Annotated in this window: 3 protein-coding genes; all 3 read left to right on the plus strand. The window is 62.4% G+C overall.

Going from position 1 to position 2,707, the window contains the following annotated elements; translation table 11 throughout:
• On the plus strand, positions 1–372 hold a 372-nt coding region (locus JOY90_RS35450), incomplete at its 5' end, for an efflux RND transporter periplasmic adaptor subunit (RefSeq protein WP_367277033.1).
• Positions 369–1,445 carry an efflux RND transporter periplasmic adaptor subunit gene (locus JOY90_RS35455; RefSeq protein WP_291695739.1) on the plus strand — a complete coding sequence of 359 codons (1,077 nt, stop codon included), beginning with the start codon at positions 369–371 and terminating at the stop codon, positions 1,443–1,445. The genes JOY90_RS35450 and JOY90_RS35455, both read left to right, overlap by 4 nt.
• Positions 1,442–2,707: efflux RND transporter permease subunit (locus JOY90_RS35460; protein WP_291695740.1), on the plus strand; the 1,266-nt coding region annotated here is incomplete at its 3' end. The genes JOY90_RS35455 and JOY90_RS35460, both read left to right, overlap by 4 nt.

Genomic DNA, 2,707 nt, shown 5'->3' on the forward strand with positions numbered 1-2,707 from the left:
ACAGGCCACGTCAGGGAGATATCGCCTGCCGTCGACCCCAAGAGCTTCACCGTTCGTGTGAAAGTCGCGATCCAAAACCCGCCCGCAGCGATGACGCTTGGAAGCGCCGTCGCGGGCACCGCCGGGACGAAACCCGCAACCGAGATCACCGTGCCGTGGACCGCCCTGATGGCAGTGGGGTCGAAGCCCGCGGTCTGGATCGTCGACCCCAAGACCAGGACAGCGTCGCTGAAGCCCGTGATTGTCGGCGCTTACGAGGCAGGAACGGTGCAGATCAGGGAAGGGCTCGAGGCCGGAGACCGCGTCGTCATCGACGGAGGCAAGCTGCTGAGCTCTGGTCAACCCGTGACATTTGGCGAGGATCGATCATGAGAACACGGTATTTTGTCGTCGCAAGCACCATCGCTTCGGCCTTGGTGGTGGCCGGATGCAAACAGGAGGCGAAGGCCCCGGAGCCTGTCCGGCCCGTTCTGTCCACCGTGATCGAACCGGCCGCATCTGGCAGCACCGTGGCGGTCGGAACCGTCCAGCCGCGCTATCAGACCAATCTCGGCTTCCGCGTACTGGGACGCCTCATCGCGCGCCCGGTCAATGTCGGAGATCTGGTGAGCGAAGGGCAGACGATTGCCGCAATCGATCCCACTGCCCTCGAGCTCGCCGTGCAGTCTGCGAGGGCAGACTTTTCGAAAGCCGAGGCCCTGCTTGAAAACGCAATCGGGACCGAGGAGCGGAAAAGGATCCTGATCAAGGCTGACGCCACGACGAAGCAGACTCTCGATGATGCAGAGCAGGTGCGCGCAGGCGCGCAGGCATCTGCCGCCCGCGCCCGCGCAAATCTCACCAAGGCCATCGAGCAACTGAGTTATGCCCAGGTCAAGGCCGATTTCGCGGGTGTCGTCACGGCCGTGAGCGCCGATGTGGGACAAGTCGTCTCGCCGGGCCAGAGCGTCGTGACCGTGGCGCGACCGGACATCCGCGAGGCTGTAGTCGATTTCGGTGCGGACTTCCCCGTGCCCTTGACGGTCGGTTTGCCGTTCACCGTCAGCTTGCAACTGCTTCCTGCCGTTCAAGTCCGAGGCCGGATTCGCGAAATTGCGCCGCAAGCCGATTCGGTGACGCGCATGCGTCGCGTTCGTATCGCCTTGAGTGATCCGCCTGAAGGCTTTCGGCTCGGGAGCACCATCACTGCAAGACTCGGCAGGACCTACAGCCGGACTCTGCGGGTGCCCGCATCCGCGGTGCTCAAGGAAGGCGCTGATACTTTCGTCTGGGTCGTCGACGACCCAACGAGCACGGTTTCGCTGCACAAGGTCGAGCTCTCCGAAGACGACGGAGGCATCCGTGTCGCCAGCGGTGTGACCGCCGGGGCGCGCATCGTGACTGCCGGAGCCCACAGCCTCAAACAAGGACAACAGGTCCGCATCCAAGAGGAAACAACGCCATGAAGTCGTTCAACCTTTCCGACTGGGCACTGGGGCATCGCTCACTCGTCTGGTATTTCATGCTCGCCTTCATGGCGGCCGGTCTGTTCGCATACCTGCAGCTGGGGCGGCAGGAAGATCCCGATTTCACAATCAAGACCATGGTGATCGGGGCGCAATGGCCGGGCGCGTCGCCGGAGGAAATGACCCGCCAGGTCACCGAGAGGATCGAGAAGAAGCTCGAAGAGCTGGAGTCGCTCGACTATACCAAGAGCGTCACGGTTGCGGGTCAGACCACCGTCTTCGTCTATCTGCGCGACACGACGAAAGCTGCCGACGTCGCGCCGACCTGGGCGCGCATCCGCAACATGATTGCGGATATCAAGGGCGATTTCCCGCAAGGCGTGATCGGGCCGGCATTCAACGACCGCTTCGGCGACGTCTTCGGCAACATCTACGCCTTCACCAGCGACGGCTTGACCCAGCGGCAATTGCGCGATCGGGTCGAAGACATTCGCGCAAAAGTCCTGACCGTCCCGAATGTCGGCAAGGTCGATATTCTCGGCGCGCAGGATGAAAAGATCTTCCTCGAATTTTCGACCCGGAAAATCGCGGCGCTCGGCCTCGACACGCGTTCCATCATCTCTTCGCTGCAGGCGCAAAATGCCGTCGCCCCCTCAGGTGTCTTCCAGGAGGGGCCGGAGCGGATCAGCGTGCGGGTCAACGGTCAATTCACATCTGAGGAAAGCCTGAAGGCCATCAATCTAGGGGTCAACGACCGCTTCTTCCCGTTGACAGACGTGGCAACCATCACCCGCGGTTATGAGGATCCACCGACCACGCTGTTTCGCTTCAACGGGCAGCCCGCCATTGCGCTCGCGATTGGGATGAAGTCGGGCGCGAACCTGCTGAAATTCGGAGAGGCCCTGAAGGAGGAAATGTCGAGGATCATCGCCGAGCAGCCGATCGGCCTCGGCGTTCATCTCGTCGCTGACCAGCCGGTCGTGGTCGAGCACGCCGTGTCAGGCTTCACGGAAGCCCTGTTCGAAGCTGTGGTCATCGTGCTCGGAATCAGCTTCTTGAGCCTCGGCCTTCGCGCCGGACTCGTCGTTGCCATCGCGATCCCGCTGGTTCTCGCGATTACGTTTGTGGTGATGGCGTATGCCGGAATCTCGCTGCAGCGCATTTCCCTGGGCGCCCTGATCATCGCTCTCGGGCTTCTGGTCGACGACGCCATGATCGCCGTCGAAATGATGGTGGCGCGGTTGGAAGTCGGCGATCCCCTG

It is taken from the genome of Bradyrhizobium sp., assembly GCF_019242285.1.
Classification (GTDB): Bacteria; Pseudomonadota; Alphaproteobacteria; order Rhizobiales; family Xanthobacteraceae; genus Bradyrhizobium.

What these genes read in the sequence shown, in the direction of transcription:
- JOY90_RS35455 (WP_291695739.1), top strand. Translation starts at nt 369, where the DNA reads ATGAGAACACGGTATTTTGTCGTCGCAAGCACCATCGCTTCGGCCTTG.